Here is a 16,674-nt window from a genome sequence, read left to right as displayed (position 1 = left end):
TGCAAAGGAATGCGTCCCTTCATGCACTTTCCACTCAAGCAATTGGCGGCTGCCACCCTGTTCGCGGCGAGCCTTTCGGCCATCTCCAGCCCCGCTTTCGCCAACATCACCCCGGACCAAAGCACAGCGATTCTGAAGCATTTCGACGAGACGTCCGTCACCGATTTCCGTGGTTTCCTCGGCGCCCTGGCCAAGGGCGATCTGGGCAAGACCAGCGATGTAGGCCCGGCGATCAGTGCGTTTCTTGATAACAAAACCTTGAGCGCGGATCAGCAGAACGAGATCAATCGCCTGCTCGGTATCTACACCCGAGTGAAGTATGGCAAGGCCGCCACCGAAACCCTGCGCGAACTGGTGGAAATCCCGACCTTTAACGTGGACGGCCTGCCGCAGTACAAGAACCCGGAATTCATCAAGATCGCCGGCAAGATCGAGGCACTGGCCAAGGCCTTTAACCTGACCTTCCGCAATATCGACAACCGTGTGTACGAAATTTCCCTGGAAGGCAGCGGTGATGAAGTGGTGGGTATCCACGCACACGCCGACGTGGTGCCAGTGACACCGGAAAACTGGGTGTTGAAAGACGGCACCAAGCTCGACCCGTTCAAGGTCACGCTGATCGGTGACCGCATGTACGGCCGTGGCACCGAGGATGACAAGAACGGCATCGTAGTGGCGATGTATGCCATGAAGGTGATCAAGGAAGAGAAACTGCCGCTGGCACGCAATTTCAAGCTGCTAGTGGACACCACCGAAGAAACCTCCGGCGACGCAATTCCGTATTATTTCGAAAAGAACCCGACACCGCAATACAACCTGGCGCTGGATGGCGGCTACCCGGTGGTGATCGCCGAGAAAGGCTACGGCACGGTGATGGCCACCTTCCCGCGCCGCAAGGGTGAAGGCAAAGGCGCGGAAATCATTTCGATGACCGGCGGCATGGCGACCAACCAGATTCCGTCAGCCTCGGTGGCGACGTTCGTGAGCGACAAGCCTGCCGAGCTGGCCGCCAGCCTGCAGAAGGCCGGTACTGAATACGCCAAGAACAACGGTGGCGATTTTGAAGTGGCCGCCAAGGTCGACGGCAAAGACGTCAAACTGACCGTCACCGGCGTGTCCGCACACTCGTCCGAGCCGGAGTCCGGGGTCAACCCGGTGGCGCGCATGCTGGAGCTGATCCATAGCGTCGATGGCAAGATCGCCCTCAAGCACAACCACATCACGGATGCTGCACGTTATGCGTCCGACAACTGGGGCCTGGATTACCTGGGCGGCAAGTTGGGTGTGGGCTTCTCTGATGATTTCATGGGGCCGCTGACTACTTCGTTGACCTTTGTCGGCCTGGATGACAAGGCCTTCAAACTGGCAGTGAACCTGCGCGTGCCGAAGGGCAAGTCACCGGAAAAACTCAAAGCCGAGATCGCCGAAAAATTGAGCGCCTGGGACAAGAAAACCAAGGTCAAGGTGGGCTTCACCTACTCGGTGGCCGAGCCGATGTACCGCAACCCGGAAGGTGAATGGGTGAAAGCCCTACTGGCCGTGGCCAGTGAAAATCTGGGTATGGAGCACAAGTTCGGCACCTCGGCCGGCGCAACCTCCGTGCATGAACTGCCCAACGGCGTGCAATTCGGCCTGGCGCGCCCGGAAGTGAAGTACACAGGGCACACCGACAACGAGTTCAAGACGGTTGACCAGTTCCTGCTGGACCTGCAAATCGTCACCGAAATGATGGGCCGTATCGGCCAACTGCCGAAGCTCTGATAAAAAGCAGCCCGCCGCAACGGCGGGCTCTTCAGGCCTGCAGCATCAACATATCCTCGAAAAAACCACCGACCGGTTCCGTGGGATGGCACAGCTGGATTTCCAGGACCCAGGCCATTTCACTCGGCGGGATCTCCAGATCAGCCAGCTCCTTGTTCTCGAACAGCGCGTGGGGGAAATCCGCGAGGCGATGGCCCGCGAGATTACGTGCCAGCCTCCAGCCTTTTGACACCGCGCTCTGTTCGGCAAAGTCATACAGTTCGCGACCGGTTAAGCCTCGCAACCAGGCGTCGCGGGTTTCGTCGAACACCTCATGCAGTGCGGTCCTGCACGCCAGGTGCAGCGGCGCGTCACCGAACACAAAGGTATCGCCGTAGTCGCCTTCGTAACCGTCCCACACCGGGCCCAAATCCACCACGACGATATCGGTGGCGCGCAGCCTGCGCTGGCGGTCAATGCCTTCGCGGGGTGGGCGTACGGTGTCGTCGCCAAAGCGGATATAGGTCGGGTGCCAGGTGTGGGAAGCGCCCATGGCTTGCAGTTGGTCGGCGGCCATGTCGAGGGCTTCGTCGGTGGTCATGCCCACCTGCAGTCGGCTGGCAATCGCCGCCAAGGCACGGATTGACTGATCGCGCGCGGCCAGCATGCCGTCCAGTGAATAACGTGGGCCGACTTTCTCCCAGATCGGGTGCAGCGCCTTGTGCGTCGTGCCGGCACTCGACCGGCCACTGGGCACAAAGGCCTCCGCGACGAATCGATGGCCGGGCAAGCCGGCGTGCAGACACTCCGTGCGCACCTGGCTGATCATTGCGCCATTACCGCAGGCATACACCTGGGCAGCTTCCCAGTCATGCCCATGGTTCAAGGCAACTTCTTGCACTCGCCCTTGGGAAGCCAACACCGGGTGCCAGTGAAAACGTGGGTGATCATTGACCGATTGATCCAGGAACGCGCGGTCATAGAAATCTGCTGGCTGCCCGCCGCCCCAGTACAAGGTCACATCCACATCGCGCGTGAACGCCGTCAGCAGGATGGGCTTGATACCCGCGTAGCCGGTGCCCGTGGCGAACAAGACGACGGGCGCATTGTCATTGTCCTGCCAGGTACAGGCGCCAAACGGTCCTTCCAGTTGCAACAGATCGCCGGCTTCAAGGTGGGCCAGCAGGGTCTCGGAAAACAGCCCGCCCCTCACCTGGCGAATCTGAAAGACCAGGCGCCCGTCATCTTCGGCCGGCAGGTTGGCGATCGAGAAACACCGCGAGTCGCCGTCGACCAGGCGGAACTTGAGGTACTGGCCCGCCCGCACCGCCAGCGGTCTGTCCGGCATCACCACCAACTCAATGATGTCGGGGCTCAGTGCACGTTTGCTCACGACCTGTGCCTCGACCACCAGCGTGGGTGTGTCCAGCGACCAGCCGGGGATTTCCAGGCGCATGTCGCCGCAGGCGTGGCTCTGGCACAACAACATCTCGTTGGCTGCCAACGGATAACACGGCGCGGGAGCATCCGGCGCCAAGTGTTTGGCCCGGTACGCGCCTTCTGCGACCACCACCTTGCAGGAGCCACAGGCACCGCGTCGGCAAGAAAACGGCACCGACAAGCCGTTGGCGAGCATTGCATCCAGCAACAGTTCATCCCCGGCCTCAAAGGTTTTCCCCGAGGGGGACAGTTCGATGACATGACGTGTATTCATAACAACCTCGGGGTGAGTGAGCCGTGATTGTTGCGCTAGACTAGGCCCATTAAAACCTCCAGTTTTGGATACTTTAGATGGTCCAGATGCGAAAATGGCGCCCGCTGCTCAAGCTGGACGACAGTGCAAGCCAGGCGTCTTACCGCAAGATTGCCGAAGGCTTGGTGACCGCGATCGTTGAAGGTCGATTGCCGCCCGGCACCTTGCTACCGGGCACCCGGGAGATGGCGCAGTTGCTCGACGTCAACCGCAAGACCGTGATCCTGGCCTACGAAGAGGCCATGACCAAGGGCTGGCTGGTCAGCGAGCCGCGGCGCGGGACCTTCGTCAATGCGCAGTTGACGGCCAAGCAGCTGCCGAGCCGCGCGCAGGCGCCCTTCGCGCCGCCCATCCTGGCGCAGAAAACCGCGCCCTATTTCGCCCAGAACGCTCAGGTGACAGCGCTGAATCACCGGCATGACGCGCTGTTTTTCGACAACGGCACCAGCGACCACCGCCTGCTGCCCCAAGCCGTGTTGCACCGCTACTACCGCAATGCCCTGCGTAACAGCTTTGCGTCCAACACCCTGCGCTACGGCAGCGAGGGCACCGGCTATCATCTGCGCTGCGCGCTGGCCGAGATGCTGCGCAACAACCGTGGGTTGACGGTCAGCGCCGAAAACATCTGCCTGACCCAAGGCACCCAGATGTCGCTGTACCTGACCGCCAGCCTGTTGCTCAAACCCGGCGACGTGGTGCTGGTGGAGCGCCTGAGTTACCCGCCAGCATGGGAAATTTTCCGCAGGTTGGGTGCGCAACTGGTCACGGTGGACATCGACGAAGAAGGCTGTCGCACGGACCAGATCGATCGCCTGTGTCGCGAGCACAAGGTGCGGATGATCTACCTCACGCCGCACCACCAGTTCCCCACCACCGTGAGCCTGCACGCGGCGCGGCGGCAACAGTTGCTGGCATTGGCGGCGCTGCATGACTTCTGCATCATCGAAGAAGATTACGACCACGAATTTCACTTCAGCGGGCGCCCCTACCTGCCCCTGGCCAGCGATCGCGCGCAGCGACATGTGATCTATGTCGGTTCGTTGTCCAAGGTCCTCGGCTCGACGTTTCGCTGCAGTTATGTGGTGGCTCCCACGCAGGTGGTCGAAGCCCTGCATAGCAATGCCGCACTGATGCTGGGCGATGCCGATGCGGTCGCGCAGAAGATGCTTGCCGACTTGATCAACGATGGCGAACTCAAGAAGCACCTGCGCCGGGTATCAAAGGAATACCGCGCCCGCCGTGAGACCTTGCAAGACTGCCTGCAGGCGGCGTTCGGTGATCGGATCCAGGTGCGCGAGCCCGAAGGCGGCCTGGCGCTGTGGGTGCGTTTCGACGATGCAATCGATGTTGACCAGATAGTAAGCGCGGCCCTTGACCACGGGTTGGTCGTACGCAGCGGCCGGCAGTTCTCGCCGATGGACCAAGCAGAAAATGCGCTGCGCCTGGGTTTCGCCTCGCTGAACCAGGAAGAAATCCGCGAGGCCACATTACGCCTGGCTAAAGCGGCAAGCCCGCGCGCACATAAAAATGCCGATCATCACTGATCGGCATTCGGTTAGAGCGGCAGCAGGAAGCGTGATCGCTCCTCGGTCCGGGCAAGCTCCGGGAACTCCAGCAGCAGCGCCCGGTTGCCCCGGCCGATATGCTCCATCACCGCCCGCGTAATGTACTCACGCACCATGCCCGTGGAGACGTAATACATGGCCCAGGCTTGTTCGGGCGTACAGTGGCCGATCTGTTCCTCGATGTCCTTGTACGCCTTGTCATCGTCCGACTTCACGTCGCGCTGATATTCGGCTTGGCCCATGATGGTTCTCCTTCACTGACACGTCTGCTGCAGCCCGGACCGCCTATTCATTCACCCGATCAGGTCCCGCTCTTCACCTTGGTCCACACCCGCGTGCGGATTCGCTCCAATTTCAAGGGCAACGGTTCCAGGGGAACCAAGGTGGCGATCGTCTCTTTGGACGGGTAAATCCAGGGGTTGTCGCGCAACTTCTGCTCGACCAACTCGGTGGCATCCTTGTTGGCGTTGGGGTACAGCGTGTGGTTGGAACTCTTGGCAATCACTTGCGGGTCGAGCATGTAGTTGATGAACGCCAGACCCTGCTTGGCATGCGGCGCATCCTTGAGCAGCACAAAGTTTTCCGACCACACCAGCCCGCCTTCACGCGGCAGGCTGTAGGCAATCTTGCGGCCGGTGTTGTTTTTCTCATTGATGGCTTGCGCCGTCAGCGCTCCGCTCGCCCAACCCACCACCACGCAAATATTGCCGTCGGCAAAATCAGCGTCGGTCCTGGAAGAGTCGAAGTAGAGGACGTAAGGACGGATCTTCAACAGCAGCGCCTGGGCTTTCTGGTAATCCTCAGGGTTCTGGCTGTTGCTCGGCAGCCCGAGGTAATGCAAGGCGATCGAAATGATTTCGCTCGGCGAGTCGAGCATCGCCACGCCACACGACTGGAGCTTGCTGATGTTCTCTTCCTTGAAGATCAGGTCCCAGCTGTCCACGGGGGCATTGTCACCCAGGGCGGCCTTGACCTTATCCACGTCATAACCAATGCCGGTGGTGCCCCACAAATACGGCACGGCATACCGGTTACCCGGATCGTTGGCGGACAGCAGCGCCAGCATTTCGGGATCGATGTGCGAGAAATTACTCAGTTGGGAACGGTCCAGCGGCGCAAGCACACCGGCCTGGATCAGGCTGGGCAAGACATTCGAGGTGGCGACGACAACGTCATACCCGGTGCGCCCGGCCATGACCTTGCTCTGCATGATCTCGGCACTGTCGAAGGCATCCAGGTGCATCCGGGTACCGGTTTTCTGTTCAAATTCCTTGGGCGTTTCCGGCGCGATCAGCCCGAACCAGTTATACAGATTGACCCGGGGTTCGGCCGCCGAGACCGGCGCACTGACACACACAGACACCAGCGCAGCCATAAAAATGGCGCGCAATTGGGGTTGACTCATCTCGCTATCCTTGTCAAAACGACAGGCCATCATGGCCTGCATCCACTGGAGGGTGAATATACTCGGCACGCCCGATTAGTAAATACCCAGAAGTACTTAGCCCAGCCCCATGAATACCTAACCCTAAAGGGGTAGTAAATGTCGCTCGACCTTCACAACCTGGCCTGGCATCGGTCGGCCGGGACGCTGATCATGCAGCTGAACCGCCCGGCGTTCTGGAGCTCGCTGGTTCGCGTCGTAAAGGAATATGTCCAGATCGACAATTGGGTTGTGCTGGTCTTCAGCGACCAACAGGTGCGGGTCATCAGCCTGACCGAAGTCGCCGATGCAGACGAAGTGGACGCCCTGACCCAGCGCTATGTAAAAGGGCTGTACCTGCTGGACCCGTTTTACATCGCCAACCGGGAGAACCCGCAGAGTGGTTTTTTCCATCTGTCCGACATCGCGCCGGAGCATTTCCTGACCACCGAGTATTACCACCAGTATTTCGCCCAATACGTCAGCGTGGACGAGGTGCAATACAACGTACAGCTCGACGCTGACAGGACGCTGTGCATGTCATTTGGCAGCAACGTGCGATACAGCCCGCAGCAGATCACGACGCTGGACATGATCAAGCCCTGGGTGATGGCATTGATGCATCAACGCATGTGCTTTGAGAGTGATGCGGAAAAAAGCCAAGCCGAGCCGCCACCGTGGTCTGAGGCGATCATGCAACTTGGCGCACAAATCACAGTGCGCGAAAAAGATGTGCTCCGGCTGCTGTTGAGCGGTTTTTCCAACAAAGAGATCGCCGGCAAGCTGAACCTGTCGACCGAGACCATCAAAGTTCACCGTCGCAACCTTTACAACAAGCTGAGCATCAAGTCTCAGTCCGAGTTGTTTGCACGGTTTTTCCTGCCTGGGCAGGAGGGCGTTGCCGGACCCGCCCCGTGACGAACGATAGGACCTTCAAGACTAGAATGCGGTTCGCCGCACGGGTCCTTTCTTCATAGACGCATCATCTACGCGGTAGACGGACGCCCCCCTGCGCTGGGAGAGAGGTCAAGCTGACGTCCAAGTCGACTGATCAGCAGCGCCACGGAGTCAGCGTTGCTCAAAATCGTATCCATTCTCTTGAGAGGGTCACTCCGAAATATTCGCCGAGCATCGTCGAGTCCATCTCCCCCGGTAACCGACAAAATATGCTGTAAAAGGCTGCCTTGTGGATCTACATTCTTCACGATCTGGAACAGTTCCGTGAACGGCGTAAAGAGACGCAGGCGTTCAGTCTGGCGCTGTTTCAGGCGTGTTTTGAAGGCCCGATTATACGGAGTGTCATTCCTGATAAGATCGAGAAATGGATGACAGGCATCCAGGCGGGCAATGTCCTCCGTTGCGCACACATGATGAGAGAGTTCATGAATGAGAGCGATAGCACGGGCATGGACGTTGACATAAAACGGCTTGGTTAGAAACGGCTTGTACTCCAATGTAGGCTTGAAAAACGCCTGGGTTAAATAAATGACCTGGTCTGCGTCCGGAACCACGACAAACGCCATGACAGCCGCATTACCAGGGGGCGAGGTGCCGCGCGAAACCCCAACAACGAAGCGTTCTGAGTTCAAGGTATTGAGTGAAGGGGCTGTGAGAGCGTTGAATACCTTGTCAACCACTGACTGTATTTTCTCGATATGTTCCGCTTCTACGACTTGTAAATCGAAGGTCTCCTTGATAACTGCGAGCGTGGGAGTGGAGGCTTGTAGGGTAGCGGCAACCAGACGTAAGTTCTCCTGCGCGTTTTTTGTATAATAGGTCGCCAGGGCCAATGCTTCAGTGATCATCAAACCCCGTTTGGGATAGAGGGTTCGGATGGCTTTCATACCGGATGCTTCGATATTCATACCTTCACGAGCTACCGGGCATGAATAAAATTGATTGCTCAGTTTAGCGAGTGCTCGTCGAGCATGCAGTAACGGAACTTGGCTACTGAGCATCCATTGTTGGCGGGTGTTTTTTCGTATCAGAGGTCCATCTCCCAGGGAACTGAAAATACGCCAGTGCTCACCCTGTTGTTTGACTTGAAAGACTTTGCCTTCGACGGGCGCATAGTGGCGTTTCTGAGCTGATTGGTAGAGCCCAAGATCGCCAACGCTGGTCATCTCCTGTAGCGCGAGATCGGTTACTTCATGGGGTTGCAACCGGGTTCTTTCAGGCGCGGTGATGTCGATGGCTGGCCATGTTGCAACGGCTTCGGACGCGATGGCATCAGGTTGCACAGGTAACGTCTGCTCTGAAATTTCTGGCATTGACTGGCGAAGCAATGCCATCTGCGCAACGCCACTCACGAACTGCGAGATTGCTGTGCGCCAATGATGATCTTGCAACGCGTCGGCAGAAGTCTTGAACAGTTTGTAGCTCTGCCAGACGAGCCACGGGTATTCCAGCTTTGCGGCCAGAAACGGAATGCCTTGGTATATACCGCTCGAGAAAACGCTCTTCGCCAGGTTCCAATAGGCAACGGCGTTGGAGATGGAATGGCATCCCAACAATTTCAACAACAGCTCGAAGTTGTCCGCAAATAGCTGTTTGAACAAGCACCCGACGATGGGATTTGAGGCCAGTTGCAACGAGCTTCTGGAGGCATTGTTCGGGTTGAAAAACGTCGTGATTGCTGATTCTGCTGCCTGCGGAAGCAACCTGAGCACCCAACTTTGTAGCGGGCCAAGTGACCAGAGTTCTGTCAGTAAACTCGCTTCGTCGGGATATTCCTTAAGGCAGTGACCTTGACTGTAAGGCGCATAGAGAACGTGAGGCCCCTGACCTGATGCAGAGCTGATCACGTAAATGCCCACGGCTTTGACCGCTGTGGCGCCTATGGAGGTCAGCAGTTCAAGCGGGCGGATGGTGGCATTGGCACCTATAACGGCAGCACGGGCAATCGAATCCGGCATGTCCATGATCTGCTGGATATAACCGAACGCTGTTGCAGTCATTTGCTTTGCCAGGAATTGGGCATGTGCATGTTGCATCAGTTGCCAGGGTAATTGCCGGGCGAACCGCTGTTGACGCTCAAGCAGGTCGGGATTAGCAGCCGTGAAGAGCCCTCGTAGATAGTCTTGATAGGTGCCACTGACGTTCAGCGCCTGGATGTGTGTGGTAAGGGTTTTTGCGTCCATCTGGCTGGAGAGCAACGCTGACCCCGTCGAAGTAAAGCGCGGTGTTTTAGTTCCCCATTCATCTCGATGGCTCGTCGCGTAATCGACCAGGGTCAACGTCTTGTCGACAGCGTTCCTGTGTGCAGGGACGGTGACTTCAATCTGATCGGGGGTGACGCGGCTCTGGTTGTCGAGCGTGCGTAACAACGTAGACAGTTTGTTGCGCGTGAAATCGGCCAGTGAGTCGATACCATGAAGGTAGTCTTTGTCCGCTTCCACGCTGTTTCGATACTGCTCGAGCAGTTCAACCTGTAGTTGCTGGTCCGCGATGGGAGCGTTGGCCACCCATTCAGGTAATGAGTGCCGCAGGATCAGTGCCTGGGCGATGGCCGTAGCGCGCTCCACGTTAGTCGGTGCGAGTGTCTGCGTTATTTGGACCTGCCAAATGTCCTGCAGGTATTGGGCGGGTAGCTTCGGGCTAAGCAGGTGAGTGATCTCGGCTTTTCTTTGCTGCTCGTAGTGCTGGTGCAGGTAGGCGACCAAGCCGTCTTCGATCAACTCGAAAGACCCAACGGTATAGACCTGATGCAGGAGACGTTCGGACCGAGGGAGGTTTTCCAGCAGTGCAATGCGTTCTTCGGGCTCAAGCAAGCGCTGGTTCAACGTGGTTCTGAGGGCGGCCAATGAACTGAAAACCTCCAACCCCAGCGCTGGGCTCCAAAGAATGGTTTTGCCGGAATATTCGGGATCTTGCCCCCCTCGTTCGGTTAGCACAAAACAGTTGCTCAATGCGGCGCTGACGTCCCGCTCGGCAGTCGTCAGCGTCAGTGACAAGGCATCGGGCCGGAAAGCGTTCATGCTGCGTCGCGTATCACGTTTGTAACTGTCGAGGACCGTCAGGATGATTGCCCGGTCGCTGGGCCGTAGTGAATTGTCCAGGACCCTGAGCTTTGCTTCCGCCTTCAATCCAACGGTCATCGCCCTCTCGAGCAGAAGCCGCAGGTCGGGAAACCGTTGGTCCACCAGACGCAGGTGGCCTTCAAAGCCTTTCAGCGAGGTTTCGATGATTGTGTTGAAGGCGGGTAATTCCAGATCGGGCACCTTTTTAGCAACACCCTCGGAGGCTATTGCAAAGAATCCGCTGTTGGGCGAAGGCGTGAGGGGCCCCGACTCCCCGCAGAACCGTGCCAGAAAATGGTCGACCATATTGACCGACGATACCGGTGTACGACGTTCGGTATCACCGGGAGGACTGCTGTAGGTATTTATAAAAATATTCGCGGCATAGAGAACGGCTTCTTCTGTGCTGGAGAGTTCAGAATTGAGTTGTGCGATGGCGGAACGGTAGAGAGTCGGGCGAGTTGCCAGTTTGCCCTCCAGTTCGGTATGCAGACTTTCGAGTTCTCGCAGTTCAGTGCGAACCGTTTGCAGGGCTGACTGCGCTTCTTGCGGAAAATCAGCAGAGGGGTACCAGGACGCCGCCAACTGAGTACTCCAACGTCCTTTGGCATCCAATCCCCGTAACGCTGGATCAATCATCGCGCGAACATCAAGCAGATGGTCAATCAGCGCGTCGATGTCCATGGTGCCTTTGCTCTGACGGTACATTTCCAGGCCAAATTCCAGGTTCTGAGCCTGTTTTTCGATGACCGTGCGCATCAGGCCCGGGAACACCGCTCCTGTGAGAGGGCTTGTAATGACCGTTGAGGTACTGAAGCTGACATCGAAATAACGTTGCGGTCGAGACAGGTAGCTCTTCCAGTCGTCAGGCTGCTTCGGTGAGTTCACTCTCTCCTGAAGACGCGTTTTCAACTCTTCCACATCAGAGTCCGCCAGTACGCCTTCACTGGGGGTATACAGAATGGCCTGTGCATCTGTCTCGCTTTCTATTGGACGGATCATGAGAGCGCCGGCCAGTTCAACAAAGGAGACATTTGATTCGCCCAACAGTACTTTTTCGACGCGCAAGGCGCTGGCACTGTCAGAAGAGAGTGCATCGGAGGTCAGCAGGAGTGTCTGGATTTCAAGACTTTGGTCCGTGGAAATATTCGCCTGTTGCTGCTGATCAAGCAGGCTGACCCGGAACCTGTCGCTCATGGCCGCCGCAAAGTAATCCAGTCGCGAGGGCCCTGCTCGGCTCGCCGCCTCCCAAAATAGTGAAAGCTGGGCTTTTATTTGCTCCATCAACCCTTGGGCCAGCGTTTGTACAGACCTATCCCAATGCAACTGATCGTCCGCCGCACGGTTTGACTGCTGAGGGTCGGGGGCTCTGCCAAGGTTGCTGTATTGCCGGGTTTCGCCTGCAGGCCAACTGTTGTTGACGAAGTAGGCAAGCACGGTTTCGCTCAATGAGCGAGTTGTGGTTTGGGATGTCTCGGCTATGTGGCAGCTCACGCGTGTATCGCGCTGATTCAAGCCCGGAAAGCGTGCAGCCAGCGCCGTATTGATCGCCTGTTCCAGCATTGACGTCAAACTTGGCGTTGAGTACAGCTCCTCAAGCATGCCCTGAGCATTGTTGCGCAGGTTATTTTGAAGTGTGCGCTGTTGCTCTTCAAAAACGGCGCCGGCTACGGATACAGTGGTGAGCGTGAGTATTTGGTTGGTGCTCAACGCCGCTCGCTGAGAGAGAGACAGGTAACGAAACAACGCTTCTCGTTGTTCGGATACCTCCAACCAGGTACTCATTGTCGATTTTACGCTGGCAACGCTATCGAATCTTTCCAGGCCCCGGCACGGTGTGTAGAGGAACGCGCCACCACCGGGCGCAGGTCTCATCATGAACGCACCGGCGAGTTCGACGGACGGCTTGCCGAGCAGGGTCAGGTGAAGGGTCTCAACCTGCATGGGAGGCTGGCGCGCCATGCGTGCGGCATGGGTGGCAAAGTGCACCGAATCGAACCAGTCCAGGTCCTCAAGGGTGAAGCCGCGTGCGCGTTGGCGCGCCGTCAGTTGCTCTCTGGTTGCAAGTATTTCGGTGAAAAAATAGGGAGGGTTATCTTCCATGATGAGACCTTATTGCCGTCGTGGCGATGGCTTCGCCGCTTGTATGGGCGGGAAAAGCATTGATCTTTCGATTACACCCGTACGTACGGCCGATGGTTGGCCCGCAAGGTTGCGTGCATAGCTGCACAACGTGATGGGAAGCTCAGATACCTGATAGGTCGTACTGCCGGTGAAAAGTATGTAGCGGACATCGTCGATGTCTTGGCAAGAAGCGCCATTCGAAGCGTCCATATAGAAGTAGTGGTGAGTGAAATCTGTGTATTGGTTGTCCCAATCGATGCTGTAGCTCAGGTTGATCCGCGGTGTAGGCGCTGGAGCGGTCAAGAACACGGAGTGCGTGAATACATTGTGGAGCAAGGCAGGCGTCAGGGCTTCGTTCTGGCTGTCTATCCCTATAATGCACAGCACATGAGCCCCTAGCGCCGGCCCGATCTCTTGATTGATATAGCCATCGGTTGACGCTATCGCGCTGTGATAATCGTTGGGAAACCTACATTCCTTAACGTCATGTACTGCCTTGAATCGATAGTAAGCATTTTGGAGCGAGAATCTGATATTCCAGGTGGGCCGGACGTTTCGTCCAAGCACGTCCTGCTGCATATGCACATAAGGATTCAGTTTCCACGGTTCTTCAATGATGACCTCGACGGCTTTCAGCTGACAATCCACCGTATTGTTCAAGAATTGACCATCAACAAAACAATGATGCAGGTCGTTGGCTGGATAGCTGTAGTTGAACTTGGCCGCTTCGCACGCCGAGTTGTTTTGGCAGTTGTTAAGGATGTCGTTTTTAATGACCGCTGCTACTTTGCTGACAATACCGGTCACTTCATTGGTACTGCGATCCAACATCGGACTTCCGGAACTTCCGGACTGAAGACCTCGACAACGGTTTTTTATCGCGCCAGGAAATACGCCAGGATGCTCGACAAAACTGTCTACCCCCGTTTCTTTGCAGACGCTCATGCGCAGCCCGTTCTGTCGAAACCCAGTCGGGGATCCCACATTGATCACTTCACGCTCGCCTGAATGGCGATGAGTCGCGAGCTTGAGTGGCATGATTCCCTCTGAGATGAGTGTGGTCAGTGACGTATCAAGTTCAAGAACCGCCAAATCGGTGCCGACCATGCTGCTCCAGTGGGCAGCTTTAACCCGGAAAGTCCGGTGCTGTGCAGGTGTATCGTGGAAGTATCTGAAGGTGATACTCGCTTTAATGGTTTGGTTGATATATGCCGTGCCGTAGCTGAAGAACACGCAGTGCCCACTGGTCAGCACATAGGCTGGGCCGACAGCATTATCCTGACGGTTTCGGGTATCCAGTAATATCGCATTGCAGGTTTGGCCGATGGCGTTTTTCAAATGACCGATGCCAGACCATAGCGAGTAACGCTGGTCGTGGTTATGCAATACCATGGATGAGGTTTGATCAGTCATTCCTTCAGTCAAATCTCTGGCATGGATTTGACCGGTAACACAATACAAAGCAAGTAATAAAAAGGGGATGAAATGCCGATATAACATAATAGGGTCTCGGAGAATGGCAGCAGTGGTGAATGCCAAATTGACTCGACACGTCCAATTGATGGGACAGACTGGACTAGCTCTATGAGCGACCGAGAAAAAGCTCAAGTGACGTCATCAGTGGCCGGGTATCACCCAGGGTGATGAATGCATCACGGAATGCCTTGCCGGTAGCAGGATTGAACAGCCCCTCGCGCTCAAAACGTTCAAACGCCTGCCTGGCGAGTACACCCGACCACTTGTAGGAATAAGTTCTGGCCCCATAGTCACTCACCAACGGTTCGAAACTGTTGACTGGACGGGTATCACCAGGCCACTGCAAGAGCCCGACTTCTGCATTGACACTGGTGAAGACATCATGAGGTGTTCGACCGTCGCCGTAAGTCCGGTGCAACTCGAAGTCGACGAGCCCGGAGAGCAAGAGAGAGGCCGTTTCCCAACTGGTTTGAGTATGGACAAATCGCTTCACCCTATAGGCGATATCGTCAGGCAGGGGTTGTCCAGTCTGGAAATGCCCTGATAGCCAAATCAGGAACGACTGTTTGAAGCAAAACTGTTCCAGAACCTGGCTGACGAACTCCGAAGAGTCATGGCTCAATTGACCGATGCCTGATATCGCCCGATACGGTGCGGCGGTTAACAGATGCTGCAGACAATGACCAAACTCGTGCAACAAGACCCTTAGTTGCAAATGATCAAGCAAGCAGGGTTGGGTCTCGGTGGGGGGCTGCAACCGGCTGTTTAGCACCGCCAAGGGGCTTCGTGGCCTGCCTTCGGCGGTGATCCGCCGGTTACGTAAGCCTAAAGCATCACCAAATCCCGCTGCTTCTTGTCGGCGATAGGGGTTAATGAACAAATATCCGATCGGCTCCGCATACTCTCTGAGTTCAAATACCCGCACATCCTCATGCCAGGTATCGGCAGCCGCGTGTTCGATCAGATCAACACCGAACAGCGTTTTTGTGAAGGCGCACAATCGTTGCAACACCGTCTCCAAGGGGAAGTAATTGCGAAATGCCTCTTGGGAAATGCCTGCCACGTCCTGGCGAATTTTTTCAGCGACATAATGAATGTCCCAAGGCTTCACATCCGTAATTCCATGCTGCGCAGCAAAGCTCTCAACCTGCTCCGCATCTTGGGCAAACAGGCTTCGCGACAACTCGATCTGGTGATGTAAAAAGTCGACGACCTGCTCGGTCGTGTCCGCCATCTGATCCGCCACCGCCAGTTGGGCAAAGTTGGAATAACCCAAGAGCTGCGCTTTTTTATGGCGATCATCAAGCAGTACCGTCAACACCCGTTCGTTGTTGGTAATCAGGTCATCAGGACCTGTGCCTGACGCACGGCTGTAGTAAGCAGCCATCATTTCCCGACGCAGGTCCCGATTGTCCGCATAGGTCACAATGTCGCGATAGGATTGAGTTGAAAGGGTCAGCAACCAACCCGTCAAACCTGCGGCTTGAGCTGCGGCCTCCATGCGTGCCTGCACAGCGTTCGGCAAACCGATCAACAACGATCTGTCTTCGATGTGCTTGCTCCATGCCGTGTTCGAATCCTCCACCCGTGCCAGAAACTCGAACTGAAACATGCTGATTTCCATGTTCAGGTTTGTCAGTTGCAACTGCTGCTCGGACGACAGATCAAGGCCGGCCAAGTGGTACTTGCGCAAGATTTTATACAGTGCACGTTTACGCTCTTCATTGAACAGCGCAGCAATCGGGCTGTCGGCGAGCCGCCGATACAGCTGATACAGCTCGCTGTTCTGTGCCTGCTCACTCTTGTACTGCTCTGCCAGCTCCTGACAGCGCGAAATTGCTTCCTGCCAGGCTGGCGCTATGCGGGTGGAACCCAGTAGCTGGAGGATAGTGAGGGTGCCATCCAGGCGTGCTTCCAACTCATCTATGGCGAGCACGAGATCGTCCCATGTTGGGAAGGGTTTCTGGCTGGCAATGATCTCTGTGGTCATGACACGACTTTCAGCAATGATCGCCTGGACAGCCGGTATCAAATGCTCTGCTCGTATGGCAGAGAATGGTGGTAAGTCATAACGCTGCAAAAGTGGATTGTTCTCGGACATTGGCTTCTCCTTGAGACGGGGCGGTGAAAAAAACCAGTCTAGGAGGATCAAGTGTCCGTGGGACGCTATATATGCGTGGGGGAAATGCCGAGCTGTCGACCAATATCACCGAGGGTTTAGTGTTTGCAGGTCGCCTTGAACTGGCGAACCGCTGCGCGCGGAAGGTGCCATAGTACGAGTTCCTGAATAGGATTCAGGGATAGATGCCCGTACCCGCAAACGCGTCTCTCCAGCGACAAACGCTACCGCGACCATTCGGATTTCATGGACTAATTTCTGGACTGAAAACGTCAGGATACCGATGGTTTTCGGCTGATCGCACCGGAACGAAAAAAGACGCCTAAGCGTCTATTTTCAATGACTTACAGACTTCCATGGAACTCTGTAGATCGATATTTGGAGCGGGAAACGAGACTCGAACTCGCGACCCCGACCTTGGCAAGGTCGTGCTCTACCAACTGAGCTATTCCCGC

At 56.4% G+C, this 16,674-nt stretch carries 9 protein-coding genes and 1 tRNA gene; 3 read left to right on the top strand and 7 right to left on the bottom strand.

Features of this window, described 5'->3' with window-relative positions:
- Positions 1 to 21: 21 nt before the first annotated feature.
- Positions 22 to 1,761 (top strand): dipeptidase, encoded by a 1,740-nt coding sequence (locus tag EJ576_RS25620; protein ID WP_126571439.1) that lies wholly within the window; start codon positions 22 to 24, stop codon positions 1,759 to 1,761.
- A gap of 31 nt (positions 1,762 to 1,792) precedes the next feature.
- Here EJ576_RS25620 and EJ576_RS25615 read toward each other — a convergent pair whose 3' ends face one another.
- The gene (locus tag EJ576_RS25615; protein WP_126571438.1) at positions 1,793 to 3,454 is read right to left on the bottom strand and encodes a M24 family metallopeptidase; all 1,662 of its coding nucleotides are present in this window, start codon (positions 3,452 to 3,454) and stop codon (positions 1,793 to 1,795) included.
- A 77-nt stretch (positions 3,455 to 3,531) separates the two neighbouring features.
- On the opposite strand from EJ576_RS25615, the gene EJ576_RS25610 reads away from it, so the two are divergent.
- Entirely contained in the window at positions 3,532 to 5,037 is a 1,506-nt protein-coding gene (locus tag EJ576_RS25610) for a PLP-dependent aminotransferase family protein (RefSeq protein ID WP_126571437.1), read from the top strand.
- A gap of 11 nt (positions 5,038 to 5,048) precedes the next feature.
- Here the strand turns inward: EJ576_RS25610 and EJ576_RS25605 are convergent, their stop codons facing one another.
- Together EJ576_RS25605 and EJ576_RS25600 are read right to left on the bottom strand one after the other, a co-directional pair.
- Positions 5,049 to 5,300 (bottom strand): hypothetical protein, encoded by a 252-nt coding sequence (locus EJ576_RS25605; protein WP_016979527.1) that lies wholly within the window; start codon positions 5,298 to 5,300, stop codon positions 5,049 to 5,051.
- A 59-nt stretch (positions 5,301 to 5,359) separates the two neighbouring features.
- The gene (locus EJ576_RS25600; RefSeq protein ID WP_122725336.1) at positions 5,360 to 6,463 is read right to left on the bottom strand and encodes a polyamine ABC transporter substrate-binding protein; all 1,104 of its coding nucleotides are present in this window, start codon (positions 6,461 to 6,463) and stop codon (positions 5,360 to 5,362) included.
- A gap of 138 nt (positions 6,464 to 6,601) precedes the next feature.
- Between EJ576_RS25600 and EJ576_RS25595 the strand changes: the two genes are divergently transcribed.
- The gene (locus EJ576_RS25595; protein ID WP_126571436.1) at positions 6,602 to 7,399 is read left to right on the top strand and encodes a response regulator transcription factor; all 798 of its coding nucleotides are present in this window, start codon (positions 6,602 to 6,604) and stop codon (positions 7,397 to 7,399) included.
- 68 nt (positions 7,400 to 7,467) lie between these two features.
- Here the strand turns inward: EJ576_RS25595 and EJ576_RS25590 are convergent, their stop codons facing one another.
- The 4 genes from EJ576_RS25590 to EJ576_RS25575 all read right to left on the bottom strand — a co-directional run bounded on the left by EJ576_RS25590 (position 7,468) and on the right by EJ576_RS25575 (position 16,674).
- On the bottom strand, positions 7,468 to 12,603 hold the full coding sequence (locus tag EJ576_RS25590) for a DUF6543 domain-containing protein (protein WP_126571435.1): 5,136 nt from the start codon (positions 12,601 to 12,603) through the stop codon (positions 7,468 to 7,470).
- A 9-nt stretch (positions 12,604 to 12,612) separates the two neighbouring features.
- Entirely contained in the window at positions 12,613 to 14,163 is a 1,551-nt protein-coding gene (locus tag EJ576_RS25585) for a serine protease (protein WP_256656648.1), read from the bottom strand.
- Positions 14,164 to 14,206: 43 nt separating this feature from the next.
- Positions 14,207 to 16,201, bottom strand: coding sequence for a M3 family metallopeptidase (locus tag EJ576_RS25580; protein ID WP_126571434.1), 1,995 nt, complete (start codon positions 16,199 to 16,201; stop codon positions 14,207 to 14,209).
- Positions 16,202 to 16,598: 397 nt separating this feature from the next.
- Positions 16,599 to 16,674, bottom strand: a tRNA-Gly gene (locus EJ576_RS25575).

The organism is Pseudomonas sp. C 49-2 (assembly GCF_003970195.1).
Taxonomy (GTDB): Bacteria; Pseudomonadota; Gammaproteobacteria; order Pseudomonadales; family Pseudomonadaceae; genus Aquipseudomonas; species Aquipseudomonas canadensis.
Note: the sequence above shows the minus strand (reverse complement) of the source record. Positions and strands in the feature narration are given on the sequence as shown.